At 49.7% G+C, this 14,474-nt stretch carries 12 protein-coding genes; 3 read left to right on the forward strand and 9 right to left on the reverse strand.

Features of this window, described 5'->3' with window-relative positions; translation table 11 throughout:
• Positions 1 to 106 precede the first annotated feature (106 nt).
• The gene (ppsR, locus tag Q672_RS18235) at positions 107 to 925 is read left to right on the forward strand and encodes a posphoenolpyruvate synthetase regulatory kinase/phosphorylase PpsR (protein WP_031225768.1); all 819 of its coding nucleotides are present in this window, start codon (positions 107 to 109) and stop codon (positions 923 to 925) included.
• A gap of 47 nt (positions 926 to 972) precedes the next feature.
• On the opposite strand, the gene rffA is transcribed toward ppsR, so the two are convergent.
• Positions 973 to 2,124, reverse strand: coding sequence for a dTDP-4-amino-4,6-dideoxygalactose transaminase (gene rffA, locus Q672_RS18240; RefSeq protein WP_022983833.1), 1,152 nt, complete (start codon positions 2,122 to 2,124; stop codon positions 973 to 975).
• A gap of 548 nt (positions 2,125 to 2,672) precedes the next feature.
• Here rffA and Q672_RS18245 point away from each other — a divergent pair.
• Together Q672_RS18245 and Q672_RS18250 are read left to right on the forward strand one after the other, a co-directional pair.
• The gene (locus Q672_RS18245; RefSeq protein WP_147393879.1) at positions 2,673 to 3,524 is read left to right on the forward strand and encodes a hypothetical protein; all 852 of its coding nucleotides are present in this window, start codon (positions 2,673 to 2,675) and stop codon (positions 3,522 to 3,524) included.
• The gene (locus tag Q672_RS18250) at positions 3,521 to 4,243 is read left to right on the forward strand and encodes a glycosyltransferase (protein WP_022983835.1); all 723 of its coding nucleotides are present in this window, start codon (positions 3,521 to 3,523) and stop codon (positions 4,241 to 4,243) included. The genes Q672_RS18245 and Q672_RS18250 overlap by 4 nt, the downstream gene beginning before the upstream one ends.
• A gap of 10 nt (positions 4,244 to 4,253) precedes the next feature.
• On the opposite strand, the gene Q672_RS34080 is transcribed toward Q672_RS18250, so the two are convergent.
• The 8 genes from Q672_RS34080 to Q672_RS34305 form a co-directional block, all read right to left on the reverse strand.
• Positions 4,254 to 5,063 (reverse strand): hypothetical protein, encoded by an 810-nt coding sequence (locus Q672_RS34080; RefSeq protein ID WP_147393880.1) that lies wholly within the window; start codon positions 5,061 to 5,063, stop codon positions 4,254 to 4,256.
• A 19-nt stretch (positions 5,064 to 5,082) separates the two neighbouring features.
• Positions 5,083 to 6,750 carry a hypothetical protein gene (locus Q672_RS18255; protein WP_022983836.1) on the reverse strand — a complete coding sequence of 556 codons (1,668 nt, stop codon included), beginning with the start codon at positions 6,748 to 6,750 and terminating at the stop codon, positions 5,083 to 5,085.
• Between the two features lie 37 nt (positions 6,751 to 6,787).
• Entirely contained in the window at positions 6,788 to 8,248 is a 1,461-nt protein-coding gene (locus Q672_RS18260; protein ID WP_022983837.1) for a hypothetical protein, read from the reverse strand.
• A gap of 40 nt (positions 8,249 to 8,288) precedes the next feature.
• Positions 8,289 to 10,538, reverse strand: coding sequence for a DUF6160 family protein (locus Q672_RS18265; RefSeq protein WP_052017441.1), 2,250 nt, complete (start codon positions 10,536 to 10,538; stop codon positions 8,289 to 8,291).
• A 25-nt stretch (positions 10,539 to 10,563) separates the two neighbouring features.
• Positions 10,564 to 11,298, reverse strand: coding sequence for a DUF6160 family protein (locus Q672_RS18270; RefSeq protein ID WP_152521806.1), 735 nt, complete (start codon positions 11,296 to 11,298; stop codon positions 10,564 to 10,566).
• Positions 11,295 to 12,644 (reverse strand): hypothetical protein, encoded by a 1,350-nt coding sequence (locus Q672_RS34085; RefSeq protein WP_147393882.1) that lies wholly within the window; start codon positions 12,642 to 12,644, stop codon positions 11,295 to 11,297. The genes Q672_RS18270 and Q672_RS34085 overlap by 4 nt, the downstream gene beginning before the upstream one ends.
• 477 nt (positions 12,645 to 13,121) lie before the next feature.
• Complete coding sequence (gene prpF / locus Q672_RS18285) at positions 13,122 to 14,300, reverse strand: 2-methylaconitate cis-trans isomerase PrpF (RefSeq protein ID WP_022983842.1); 1,179 nt, start codon at positions 14,298 to 14,300, stop codon at positions 13,122 to 13,124.
• Positions 14,278 to 14,474 (reverse strand): hypothetical protein (locus tag Q672_RS34305; RefSeq protein WP_235047173.1); only part of this gene is annotated, 197 nt, incomplete at its 5' end. The genes Q672_RS34305 and prpF, both read right to left, overlap by 23 nt.

Raw genomic sequence — 14,474 nt, forward strand, 5'->3', positions numbered from 1 at the left:
TCTGTAGACAATTTTCCTGAGGGACGATCAGGGACTGTCGAGCCCATGGTCGCAAAGCAAGCCCTATGGCCAGCCTCCTCATGCGGGATCAGACATGGCACTTATCATGAAACGAACAGCCTTTTACCTTTCCGACGGCACAGGCATTACCGCCGAAACCCTTGGCCACAGCATGCTTAGCCAATTTGGCGATATTGAATTCGTTCAGGTCACCCTCCCCTTTGTGCAATCCGACCAGCAAACACGAGAGGCCGTAGAACGCATCAACAGGGCCCACCAGGAAGACGGGGTAAAACCGGTGGTCTTCTCTACTCTGGTGAACAACGAACACCGCGAGATTCTGCACAGCTGCAAAGGTATGGTGCTGGACCTGTTCGGCGCCTTCCTCAACCCGCTGGAGGAAGAACTGGGGGTTCGCTCCAATCACAAGATCAACCAGAGTCACGCCATCCGTGACGCCGACTCCTACCGTATTCGGATCAATGCCGTCCACTTTGCGCTAGATAACGATGATGGCGCCCGGACGCGGCACTACGACCAGGCTGACATTATCCTCATCGGCGTCTCCCGCTCCGGCAAAACGCCCACCAGCCTTTATCTGGCTCTTCAATTTGGATTATTTGCTGCCAACTACCCTCTCACTGAAGACGACTTCGATGACCTGCGACTTCCCAAGGCGCTCCAGGAACACAAAACGAAGCTATTCGGCCTGACTATCAACGCCGAGCGTCTTAGCGCAATACGCAGCGAACGCAAGTCAAACAGCAAATACGCCTCACTGCGTCAATGCGACATGGAACTACGCGCCCTGGAAGCCATGTACAACAAGCACAACATCCCCTATCTCGATGCCACAGAGCTATCTATCGAAGAGATCAGTACGCGGGTGTTGGCGATGAAGGGGCTGAAGCGGCGCTTGCAATAGCAGCAAGGACTACTAAGAGCGCATCCCACAAGTCAATGGTAGAGGTGTTAGCAGCCCCGAAGGCAGGCTTCCACTGAATCAATGACATACGCCTGCTCGCCGTCGGTGAGTGAGTGGAAAACAGGCAGGCGTACAAGCCGTTCGTAAAGTTCAACTGTCTTGCTGCATGCTCCAACGTTCCTGCCGAACTGCTTTCCAGCCGGAGAAAGATGTAAGGGTACATAGTGTGCCTGAGCGCAGACGCCCTTCGCATTCAGCCCCGCAAGCAATTCATTCCTTGCACGCAAATCTCTCGCTTTCAGAAAAAAAATATGGCCATTGTGGTCCGCCCAATCAGGAACGCTAGCCTGTTTTATTCCGTGAAAATCCGACAATGGTGCCAACTCAGACGCATAGTTTTCCCACCGCGCCCGCCGTTCAAATTTAACGGCCTGAGCGGCATCAAGCTGAACGGAAAGGAAAGCCGCCTGAAGCTCGCTCATGAGAAAGCTACTGCCAATATCCAGCCATTGGTATTGATTGACTGCTCCTGATGCGAACGCCTCTCGATTAGTGCCTTTCTCTCGCAGGATTCTGGCCCGGTCCAGAAAAGAGGCGTCATTGACAACCAATGCCCCCCCTTCCCCTCCGCTTGTGTAGTTCTTGGTCGCGTGGAAGCTAAAAGCACCCAGATGACCAATACTCCCCAAATGCCTGTTCTTATAATTTGACATCACTGCCTGTGCAGCATCCTCAATGACCCAAAGGGCATGACGCTCAGCGATCAGCATGATGGCATCCATATCACACGCCACACCGCCATAATGAACGGGCACAATTGCTCGTGTTCTGGGAGTTATGGCCGCCTCGATGAGTGTCACATCAAGATTCCCATCAGCTGTGGAGATATCGACGAAAACCGGGATGGCGCCCCTTAATACGAACGCATTAGCAGTGCTGACGAATGTCCAGGATGGCATAATAACCTCATCTCCCGGACCAATATCAATCAGTAGGGCCGCCATTTCCAACGCATGGGTACAAGAAGGTGTCAACAGAACATCAAGAGCCCCCACCAATTTTGACAGTAGTCCCTCGCAGTAAGAAGTGAAACTCCCGTTCCCCGCCAACATTCCAGAATGAACTGCCTCCTGGATTGCCTCTGGCTCTCCCCCAATCATCAAGGGCCGGTTAAAAGGAATATTCAGCGACAGGTTCATTCTTTAGGGGCCATACGTTAGAAGGTCTGAAGATAGGGACTAGCGATCAATCCATGGCAATATAAGCCAATTACAATGCTGATAAAGCAGGAGTCGATGTATCCTTATTAAACTTAGTCAATAGGGATCAAGTTAAAGCATGGCAACAAAGAAAGAAACAAGATCAAACCCAGCCCGCCGAATAATTTGTGGGCAATTTTACCCCACCCAGCCCAGTTCATGCAGGGGAGAAACATTGCTGTAAAGATGGATCCTTCAGGATTCCCTTTGCATCAGACATTGATGGAATCGCAACTCGATCGTTGCGCTATGCTCGTACAACGGCAAAAAACACGGCTTTTATGGCAGTGGAGCCTCGCCTAACCCATGTCTATGAGGCAAAATAGAAAGTAAGAATTCTAATAATTTCTAATCTAGGCATGACAGTGACGGAACCTTTCACTCATCACAGTTTTTACCACCTGCGAAGCCCAGCACAGGTTACGTCGCTGAATTTTGACAACCTGGATATATATACCCGGTACAGAGGACACCCTGAGCTAGATCGCTTGGACCATATCCGCCTTTTACAACATGAACTGGGAGCAGCATTGGCAGCTGGAGGAAGGTGTAGTGCCATCATTCACGGGGAAATCATTCAGGCAATCTGTGCCGTCACACCACTAGCATGGGATAGCGAACATTTTGGCCAAAAAATGGCAAAGATTAGTATCTCAAGCTGTCCAGCGGTCGCTCCGAAAACGCTCCAGCTACTAGCTGAAAAGACAGTCATGGCAGCCAACCTTGGCAGAGAAGTTCACATTTCATGTGAAGTAGATATCGACAACTACCTTTGCTTGAACACTCTTCTCTCAATGGGTGCAGAAATTCTGGATTTAAAGCGGGAATATCGCGCAAAGAGCCTGAAGAACGTCCCCCCCCCAAAATTTCGGGCTTATGTGCGCCCCTATACCGAAGCAGACCGTGACTCCATACTTGAGATTCTGGACTACTCGTTTTTTGCTACCCGCTTCTCCAGAGACAGCATTTTATGCCATCAAAAGTCACAACAACTCTATCGTCAATGGATGAAGAAGATCTTGGATCGATCGGACGAGGAACGGACCGCTCTCGTCGTTGAAAAAGCAGGTGTAGTTCTTGCGTGTGGCACCATTGAAGCGCAGGATCTCCGTTTTGCCGGAGTGGATTTACAGCTCATGAGCGGAGGCATTTACGTCTCCCGGTCAGATGCCACCGGCTATTATTACCCAGTCATCTATGAATTGATCCAAACAGCACTTACTCATTACTCTACGGCGCAAACCTGCATTTCACTGAATAACCATGCAGCGGTGAGAGTTTTGGAAAAAATGAACTTTGGTACGAACTCAACCCGCTATGCACTACGGCTGGCAAGATGAGCTCAACGAACAGCCTATCTATCATCACTACCACCGACCCTCTTACCGGTCACCTTCCAGCATTGCTATCCGAGTTGTCCTCGCTAGCAATAAAAGAAAAGGCGCAATACGAGGTAGTCATAGTAGACGATTTGCAGCAGTGGAAAGATTCTGCACCACCTTTGTCGGCTGAATATAAAAACCTGTTGATCAACCTAATCACCCCTTCAGAACACGCTGGCCAACTTGGAGCTATCCTGAATGGCATATCTTACGCCAAAGGCTCTTTACTACTCACCATAGACCCGGATCTTTATCCGTGTGTACATGAAATACCTGAGTTATTGGCGCTTTTAAATACCAATACACATGCAGTTCATGCGGTACGAAAACATCGCTCAGACGCCAATCAGGTACGCATGTGGGGTTCTAAATTTATCAATTGGCTTATTTGCCGAATAACAGGCTTGCGTATCGATGACATTGGAAGTCCGATATGCTTGTTCAAGAAAGAGATACTAACTCTCCTTCCCTCATCTGAGGAGGAACGGCAAATAAACCCACGTCTACTCTGTTATTTCAAACTTGCCGATCAACTGTCGTCGTACACACTCAGGAGCTCCGCCGTAAAAGGGGAAGTAAGTCACTACACTACTACCGAGATTATCCGCACAACATGGCACCTCATACGAAATGCCTTAAAGTTAAGAAAAATTAGCCGCATGGACAGAAACGACTGATAACATTACGTTAAGGTTTCCGCCAAAACCGCACCTCTAATGAAACCCTGGTTAGATCAGGCTCAAGGTTTATTGCCCCCCCATGGATCAGATAGGGCGAAAAAACCATGCCTTGTCGAGGGCCAACATCAGGCCGAACCATCGTCACCCCCCCCTCTACAGAAACTACAGATGGAACACTAAAAGAAACCCCATTTACAGTAGCTCCCGATGATGTCCTTGTGATGCGTGATTCTGACCAGTAATGACTCCCCTCGACCAAAGGCAACGATGAATTCTCGCTACTCCCCGCAATAGGAAGGTAAAGATTGACCGCATGCCTGAGTCTATCCAGCCATACATCCTTATGCGGTGGGTTGTTATCAACGAATGGAGAAGGCCTCACAATCCGGATAAAGAAGAAACCGGATGCGGGAACAGAAACAACATCACTTGAAACAGTTTTCCCACAAAGCTGGCTAACCTTTCGGTCAAGGCATGATGGAGGAATCGGCAAGTTTCTCAGTGAGGCCCGGCGCTTGAGAAAGTTAATAACTGAAAGGTGATCGCGCTGCTCACGACACAGTGTATGGTACTGCTCCAACCGGAACGCGGCCTCATCAATAGCCAGCCCTGCGTCAATCAGGGCATCCATCACGAGCCGCCTCACACCCTCCGTAAGCAAAGTTAACTCTTGCTCGGAAAGGAACTCATCGACGGTAAACCCAGCACGATCCCAGCTGCAACCGGATACAAGGTTATCATCGTAATCAAGGAGACAATGATTGCTTCCAATTTCTACCGGCCCTGACAAGTCCAACTTAACAAGTTCTCCATTCAACCGGTACTCCATTGGGCGACTACCACCACTTGTCATAGGCTTTTTTCATCAACTCTAAGTCTATGGTTGGAGCATCTTCGATTTTCTTTCTGGAAGAGAGACTCCTGGCATAGGCAAATAAATGAACCTGGTACCCAGCAAACCTCCAAGTATACGGGTATCCCTTTAGCGGCATCAGATCCACATAGATTGCACGCTTCTCACTTGATGAATACTTTGGCTCAGAGAAATCAAAATAGCTGTACATTTCCTCACCTGGATGCTGGGCAAACACCTGCCCATCAAACAGAATATGGAAAACCCGATAACCATTCGTTGCGTAAGCAACCGTAACTTGCTCAGGGATATTGTATGGGTCAAGGTGGTAATAAAAAACATGATCGAAGACGATAAGCCTATCAATGCCCGGATCTGCGGAAAGCATCGATTCAATTTTCAGCGCCGCCGCTTTCCATTCTTCAACCGTTTCCTCGGAGTGAGACAGGAAAATTTTTTCCCAGCGACCAGCTAACACATTTTTAAGTGTTGCAAATCCACCAATGTACTTAACACTCCCTTTGAGCATGTACATGTTTGAAAAATGCATCACTACTACTGCAGTTGCACAGATTACGACAGACCGAGAAACCCATCTTTCCTGCTGAGAGAAACCAGACACTACATTTTTCAACCATGTAAAAAAAGACGCCCAAAGCAACACCATTAATGGAATCAAAATGAAAGTATAACGATCTTCATAATCACTAAGCCCACACCAAAAAAGCAGCACAAGCCATGAAAACCAAGCAAACCCTCCAAGCAGAAAGGGCCAAAGGTGACGCACTGGTTTGTAAAGCCATCCCAAAGTGGACGGCAACACCAGCAAAAGGGAGTAGGTGTTGATCCATTCCATGGCTGACTCGTTGAGGACCAGCTTGTTAAGAATTTTCCTTAATTCGAGACGCCAATACCCGTATTGAGACAAGTCTGAAAATATAACATTCAAATAGGCAAAATAAACGACACCTGGCAACAACATAACTGCTGCTTCAAGCCATTTTCTTTTGAGCAGAAGAGAAAACCAAAGAGGCAACCAGAAGAACATCCCTTCCGGTCTTACCAAAGGCATAAGGGAAGCCAGAATAGAAACAATAAAATAGCGCTCGCGTAGATAAAGAAATATCAGGAAGCAGATCAGGAAAAGTAACCATGCCTCTCCATAAAAGCTTAGCGAGGTCAAAGCGAAGCGTGGCAACATACCCATTAGCACGACTGCTGAAGTCATTACGCCACGATTAATGCCAATTGTCCGACCTGACTGCCAAAGCAATGCAAGACAAAATGAAGCTAAGAGCCCATGTATACAGCGAGCATAAAAAAGGTCCCCTTTTGCAACTGAGACTACCGTTCCATCAAGCAGAAGGAAACCAGGAAGGACAAAGTTATAGCTATAGAGATCGGGGTTTATCCATGCAGAGCGAGCCAAGAAAAATCGGTAGGCATCATCGCCATAGAAAACATTGCTGCTATCAACGTAATCAATAACCCACCAGTTTCCCTCGCCACAAACCACCCAAGCCAGGAAGATATACAAGAGAGAAAATGACACAAAAACGAAAACGGGCTCTGATCGATAAATTTTTAACACTGACAAAAGAGACACCATCAATAATAGAAAAGAGCTCCCCCCAATAAAAAAGAGAGGCATAAGCCTCTCTTAATGTACAAGGATATGGCAAGCTTCGCTAACAGAACCTCGCCGATCCATAGCAATTAGGCGTAACCGTTTGGGCTCCGAGCTTTAAATCATTAAGAGGAAAAACAACATCAGCAGGCACTGTCATAGTGCCGACAGGCAGACTATCGCCGCCCAAGCAGTCACCCAAAGATGGACATGTTACACCATAGGTGTTGGCCGCACTCGTACCAGTTGAAAGTCGCCGATACAACGCACAGTTAATACTTGGTACCGTACACTCTTGCGGGGAGCCAGCGACACCCGAGTTATTTGTATTCCAGGGAGGACCAGAGGCTCCTGTTAATGCTTGCAATAACACTTCATTTGTCATCTGCACCTTAGCTTCCGGGCTAATGTTACCGATGTCAATTTCATCTTCGAATGCTAACCACCATCCAGACATTGCAGGCGCCGCCGCATCAGGCCATAAAACATCTTGAGCCTGCATTGATAGAGAAAAAGGGTTATTAACATTAATCTTGTGTATGTATTCAAGCCCCTCAGTGATTGGCACCGTTGCTGTTAATCCTCTAATTGTGCCAGTAACCTCTTTATCGAGCTCAAACCCTATACCTAACAATGTAGCATTAGCCGTCATTTGACCAATAAAGTTGATATCATCGATTGTAGCTGAGCCCATGAGCTCCACAAATGTTTGACGTTTTCCATTTACAACAGCTGGGGAAGTAACAACATTCGCGTTAGCTTCATCAAGATTTAAACGATACGTTTCTGAAAAAAAGTCGCCAGTTTGCCACCCCAGAATATCGGTATTCGCACGAATTCTGCCAGTCATTCTTGCTGCAGCGCCTACGCCGCCTTCACTGAGACCTATACTGCCATCCGTACACTGAGATGTTGCATAACACATTTGACGAGCTTCCGTTTGTGCTACACCCGTTGCTGAACCAATTTGCATGTAGCCGCTGAGACTGTTTATTCCGGAAGTGTCCCCCGCATCGCCAGCCCCAGATTCTTGGTCGCCAAAGGTCATCATACCAATTGCCTGTTCTGCACTCAGACGAATCCCGACAACTTCTCTTAGCGTCTTCTGGTCATCGTTCTTAATGGCAAATTCAAAGAATGGACGTGTAAGAATTGCGGAAGATCCAGCACGGCCCTCAGCCCCCCAGGTAGAACCAGAAAGGCTAAGGTTATCAATATCGATATCACAAAACTGACCATTTATTGCACCAGCCGTACAACCCAATTGGAGTTTTTCAATATTCAGGTTCAGTTCAACTTCAGCTTCAAGTCCAGCTTTATAAAATGTCAGATCGGATGAAACCCCTTGCCCCAGCTCTTTTCCCATCTGTAGAAGTGCCTGCCCGGTGACTTGTGATAGCTGTTCATCCTGCATTTCAACCATGCCGTACGAAACAACCGGGATGAAAGCAAGCAGTCCAAAGATCAAGATGGATAACTGAACTTTGATCAAGGCATCATTAATTATGTTTGTTGTATTCATATCAATACCTGCACTGAAACAAGTCAGCACCCTTGCAGGGTTACTGCTGTTCCAGGGTAAAAGATGTATAGATTTTGGCTGATGGAATAACCATTGTGCCGAGATCCTTGTTGCCAAACTCGATTCTACCGATGGTCAGCGGGTCACCTGCCCCACCACCAGGTTTAGTGGCTGCAGCCCCAACATTCATATTCATCTCTACCCTGAGTTTTGGCTTGCCGTCCGCTTCACTAGAAGCGGAAAGGAGATCGATCTTTCCTCCATCACCAACAACAGACAACGGGATTGCAATATCACCCGTTATGTCTGCTAGCCTCACGTCCACGTCCAACTTGTTAAAATTTGGCTCCGCAAAAGAGATATAGGTGCCATCATCATTGGCGTCTCCAGCTGAATTCTGTGAGAAGCCATTATTGAGATTGGCAAAACTGAGAAAACCACCAAAATTGATGTATGAACCGTCAAACAGTGCGGGGAAAAGATTGAACTGGAATTTGTCGAATTCCAGATTCGCATCTATGTAGCTTCCATAAACAGGACTGTTCATCCTGGGGATATCCCCGCCTCCAAACAGACCGCGAAGCTGAAGCCGTACGGCATCAGAGGAAAGACCAAGCCCTTCGAGCTGTGTCAGAGCCACGCGCATGTCATCCGCGACAAACAGGAGATCTGCCCCCATCAAACCAATTGCCATGCCCTGGGCATAACTCGCCACTGGATGCCCGGTGGGATAGGTAAAATCTGTATCCCCAATCATCAGGTTAGTGCCATTTTCCCAACGGGAACGCAGAGGACGCCCTGTTACAGCATCCGCCCCACCCACGGTTTGTATCGCAGTTGCGATGTCCATAGTGAAGCCCGCGTCCGTATCAACGCTCGTGCCACCACCTGATTGCGGATACAAGTACCAATTACTGCTGATATCCCCCAGCGTGTAGATAAGCGCCCAACCATCGTCGACATCATTTGCAGAGGTAACACCATCTCGGTACTGAACCTTGCTTGCATAGGCATGAAGCCCCCAGTCTCTCGCTACGAGCGCGAGCCCAGTATCAGAAGCAGGAAGGTCAATGGACTGGGCAGGAAGGATACCCCCAGTGGAAGTCGTACATGATGCTCCCGCACCGCCATAAGGGTTCGCCCCCCCATAGCAAATATTCGGGACGGTATCGTGGCCGGCAGTCACGGTGTCCAGGGTCAGGTAACCAAATTCAACATCGCTTCGATTCAGCGCTGAGCCATCTGAAGCGGTCAGACTCACAGGGTTTGCAAACTCCAGATAGGAGCGATCGTCACCTGCCTCACCCAGCAAAAACTGAAAATCGCTGGCAAGATCGAAGCTGAGTGACGCTGTAAGGCCCTGGGTATGAACTCCGCTATCGAGCCAAGTCCCTTGTGGTCTGAGACGCAAATCGAGGTTTTCCATCCCTCCCCGCCAGCCAAATAACAGCATCGGTATAGAGGTACTTGCGCCTGCGAATGGTACAAACTGGAAATTTTGACCGGTGGCATTTGCATACAAATCAAAGGTTAGATTGAAATTTGTACGTCCAGTATTCTGAACGATCAGACCTTCATCATTAATGCCCAGCACACCTTGCTGCATATCAAAAAGAAAACCGAAGTTGTGGAGAATTGCCTCGGTACCACCGTCGGTCAAACGAAAAAATAGCTGCCCGGGGTTATCGATTGTCCAATTGCTGGGGTTGGCATCGCTCGCATCTACATTCCCAAGGTTAAGCAGCAAACTAGCCTGATCATTGTCTTGATTAAACAAGCCACCATCACCTGAAATAGCGAAACGGCCCTCACTATCCAGTACAACAGAGCCAAATGACCGCGCCGTATTGGAAACAGTTAGATCATCCATCTGGACTCGCATTCTGTTCCAGCTGGCGTCGATACCAATACCTGGCCGATTCATAGCATTGGTACCAGCATCAATTTTTACAGCAAAATTCAACGCTTCAGTTGCGGCTCCGCCATTCATTCCGATTGGCTTGATACTGAACTGGCTGGCATCAGAAGAGCTACCACCGATGATTAACTGGTTAGCGAGTGATGCCCCTCCGCCATCGGTCTGCCCTAAATCGAGATCCCAACGAATTTGTTCAGCGGTAATCGACTCTGTTGGGTCGATTTGTAAACTGATCGTGACACCATCTTGCCCTCGGACAGAACCCAACTCTTGATCCGATAGAGTCTCAAGCGCCTGGACACCACAGGCCATCATCAATGCAGAGGCAGAGACAAAAGATCCAGTTATTCTTTTTTTAATTTCGATATGCATTTCTGGATACCTCAACCTGCTACGACTAAAACCCATAGAGGTAAAAATCGCCACCAAAGGCAATATTTGCCTGCTGGCCATTGTTGTCAGCAATATTGAGTCCCATAAAGGAACCATTCTGATTGCCTGACCAACCAATCCCCCCTGGCGCTCCGGCATTAGGCTCAACGGCCAGACCTTCGAAGAAAAGCCCGAACTTCACATTGCCAAAATTTTCGCCATTCACACCTTCCGGGTAACTCAGTCGCAACCCCGCCATCTCGGCGATCGTTGCGGTGTCACAGCTGCCCTCAAGCAAGCACGTTGAGCCGTCTATGTCCTGAAACTTCGATTCGTCAAACCAGCCAGCATAAGCAGCGTCCGCCCCTCTTGCCCCACCAAGGACAGAAGCGTCAAGGGCGATACGATCAATATCAATGGATGCATAACCGTTTTTGAACACAAGCCATTCAGATTCCCGATTGGTAATTTGCATAGCAAAACGGCAATTTGTTTCGGCCAGGCTTGTGCCACCATTCGGAGTACTGCAACCGCCCGTGCCAGTATTGGCTGCGCCATTCAGATCGGGATTACTGTTGTAGTAGTACTGCAAACTCAGAAGGATGCCCTTCTGTCCAGTGACATCCCCCATTTCATTATCATTCATCGCTTCAAGCGCAATCGCAGGGGAAGCAACACAAGCCACAATCACTGTGAATATGGTTAAAACCGTCTTTTCGGTTAGCCAAGGCAATGTAGCGGGACGCAGAGAATCAATCACGGGTTGGCCCCCAGTGTTGTTATTTTAAGACTATGAATTCGCATGCCCTCGATTCTTGAGATCCCGATATTCGTCACGTCAGCCGCTGTAGGCGTAACACTTGGGCTCACAAAATAGATACCGTTATCAGTCGCGGTAGCTCCAGGCAGCGTGGCAAGGTTCACGTCATCATTGTCGAAATTCCCCCAACGCACATAGCCAACCGTATCCTGATTCACAGAGTCGAGAACACCGTCATTGTTGGTATCACAGCCATTGGCATTGGGGTTACTGATAGCACCGCAATAGAAGTGATTGTAGATTTCAGGAACATCTGGAATTGGCGTCAGCTCAATAACAAAGTCACCGGTTGCCTTGCCGGATTCCCTTACAGCATTGAGCGTAATGGCTTGATAATGGAGGGTGCCAAGTGGGAGGAAAGCATCGACATTTTTGAAGTACATGCCTTCGTTGTCATCAAAGTCCGGCACGTTGTGTAGTGTGTCTGTGATATACGTTCCGGGATTGCTGTCTTTCTGCCGCACAGAGAAGCGGAAGTCTCCTGAAAGCGCACTTTGGTAGGTGATGCCCAAGGTTGGATCTGCGTCATTAGCCGTTTGCATCAAACGAAGAATTGCTGGCCGAACCTCTTCTCCATTACGTCCTGCGGTTGTTGGTTTGCCGTGAATAATAGTTTGGCTTTGGAGAAAATCCGCCCCTCCGCTACACCCTGCAGCACTGTTGTTGCAATCACCAAGAGCATGGCCATTGGCAATGCGATCCACCTCCAGCTCACCCCAGAAGCTCCAACGCCAGTTCTCGGTCTGTGTAGGGCCAATGAGTTCCAGAATCGTAGGCCGAGTTGCACCATCAAGGTAATCCCCCTGATAGTCATGGCCTGGGTACTCATACACACGTAAAAGGTAAGGGTCGTAAACAGAAGCAAAGGCGCCGATACCGTACTGGTTAGCTGTTTGACCAAGACCGGAACTGTTTCCGTTACCTAACGGACAAGCGAGAAAGGTATTGCCGAATGTGCTTGACCCGCCACACGCGCCACTACCAACGCCGTTAAGTGTGGCATACCAATCAGTGCCACTTTCCTGAACACCATTGGTCATGGACAGACCGTAATATCGCGCATCACCTCGCTGCCAACCGACACCATTTACGGAAGCGCCGGTTAACTCAATGAAGCTTTCAGGGGCAAAGCGCATGCTGAAGTTATCCAGTGCAAACGCAAAACCAGCCCCCTGAACCTCAGAGAGTGAAGCATCGTTCAGCTCGGTAAGAGCGAGAGTTGGAGGCGCACCCAGCACCAGGCTCGCTGCCAACACCAGGTTGGAACGGATTCTCTTGCGACGCACTGTGACCTCGTTTCTTGTTATTTGGACTAACCCACGACTGATCGTTTAGGTCAGTTCTGGTTATCTTTTGCCACATGATTACACAGCAAAACACGTTGTCGCAACAGTTGTTAACATAAACACTACAGAATGCTTTGTTTTTTTATCCTTTATATTCAGTAACTTAGCGCAATTAAACAGAGCATATACTAATTTGTGGACACTCGTACTCTAATTGCTGATGAATGGTTTGTTACGTTTGTGCACACGGGAGGGAAAAATGTTTATGACCGGCCGGTCACCTTGTGCGCCATCGATTCCAGAAGTCACACTGGATTAATTGTTGCGGCCGTAGAGGGATTCACAGGAGGGAATACACGGACAGGAAAGCGCCTTTCTGGTTTGTGCAAGGCGTTAGAAAGGGAGTGACACAGACAGAGGGCAACGGGAAGTGCGGCGGCTGGCGCCACCGAGCTTCCCGCTAGCAACATCGCAGATCTAGAAGCAATCCCCCGGGATACGGACGTTGCCCTCCATCAGCACACGAGCACTACGGCTCATGCTGGCTTTGGTGGCGGTCCACTGGCCATCTTCTAGCTTGGCGCCAGCGCCAACGCGCAGGGTGCCCGAAGGATGGCCGAAGGTGACGCTGTCACGCTCGCCGCCGCCGGCTGCCAGGTTCACCAGGGTGCCCGGGACGGCTGAGGCGCTGGCGATGGCCACGGCGGCGGTGCCCATCATGGCGTGGTGCAGCTTGCCCATGGACAGGGCGCGCACCAGCAGGTCGATATCCCCTTCCCCGATCTGCTTGCCGCTGGAGGCTGCATAGGCTTTCGGCTTGGAGACGAAGGCCACTTTCGGGGTGTGCTGGCGGGCTTCCGCTTCTTCGATGTTCTCGATCAGGCCCATGCGCTTGGCGCCGTAGGCTCGAATGGTCTCGAACATGGCCAGGGCGTCCTTGTTTTCGTTGATATCGCCCTGCAGCTCGGTACCGGTATAACCGATATCTTCTGCGTTCACGAAAACCGTGGGAATACCCGCATTGATCATGGTCGCCGGGAAGGTGCCGACGCCGGGGACTTCCAGCTCATCAACCACATTGCCAGTGGGGAACATGGCGCCCTCCCCGTCTGCCGGGTCCATGAAATCCACCTGCACTTCGGCCGCCGGGAAGGTCACGCCGTCCAGCTCGAAGTCGCCGGTTTCCTGGACCTCGCCATTGGTGATGGGCACATGGGCAACGATGGTTTTTTCGATGTTGACCTGCCAGATACGAACCACGGCAATGCCGTTTTCCGGGATGCGGTCAGCGGCGACCAGGCCGTTGCTGATGGCAAAGGAACCCACAGCCGCAGTCAGGTTGCCACAGTTTCCGCTCCAGTCCACGAACGGCTTGTCGATGGAGACCTGACCGAACAGGTAGTCCACGTCGTGGTCGGCCTTTTCACTTTTGGCCAGGATCACGGTCTTGCTGGTGCTCGAGGTGGCGCCGCCCATACCGTCGGTTTGCTTACCATAGGGATCGGGGCTACCGATGACGCGCAGCAGGATCTTGTCACGGGCCTCTCCTGGTACCTGAGCCACTTCGGGCAGGTCTTCCAGGCTGAAAAATACGCCCTTGCTGGTGCCGCCACGCATGTAGGTAGCGGGGATTTTAATCTGTGGTGCATGAGCCATGGTGTTGCTCCTTTAAAAAAACCCCGGCGGTGATACCGGCGGGGCTGGAATTTCTACAGAAATAGAGCTGCAGAGGGCTGCCTGCAAACGAAAAGATCGCCTGCGGGCAGACGCCTACGGAAAGGCAATGTGCGGGAGCCTGCTTGAGTGCGAAAAATCGCTTGCAGGCAAGCT

The organism is Alcanivorax sp. P2S70 (genome assembly GCF_000475295.1).
Classification (GTDB): Bacteria; Pseudomonadota; Gammaproteobacteria; order Pseudomonadales; family Alcanivoracaceae; genus Alcanivorax; species Alcanivorax profundi.